Annotated in this window: 1 protein-coding gene; it reads right to left on the reverse strand. The window is 44.6% G+C overall.

Going from position 1 to position 316, the window contains the following annotated elements:
• Positions 1-316 (reverse strand): ABC transporter substrate-binding protein (locus tag CWC11_RS21840; RefSeq protein WP_171038519.1); only part of this gene is annotated, 316 nt, incomplete at both ends.

Here is a 316-nt window from a genome sequence, read left to right on the forward strand (position 1 = left end):
CGGCTTTATGGCATAAGATGTGGGGGTGCCCATGACGCCAAACAATGCATCGACCTTATTTTCGTAAACGAGCTTACGCGCATTGGTTACGGTTTTGTGTGGCTCATAACCATCATCCAATACCTGCAACTCAATCGCAGCAGCACCATTCGCTTTGTGCTGATTATAAAAGTTAAAGTGTAGTTCGGCACCCGCTTTAAGTTGTTGACCGATCTCTTTTGCGGGCCCTGAAAGGGCAGTAGACATGCCAATTTTCACCACAGATTGAGCAGATACTGTAAAATTCAGTACAGCAGAAGCAAAAACGAATAGTAAA

This window comes from Pseudoalteromonas sp. S3178 (assembly GCF_005886985.1).
GTDB lineage: Bacteria > Pseudomonadota > Gammaproteobacteria > Enterobacterales > Alteromonadaceae > Pseudoalteromonas > Pseudoalteromonas carrageenovora.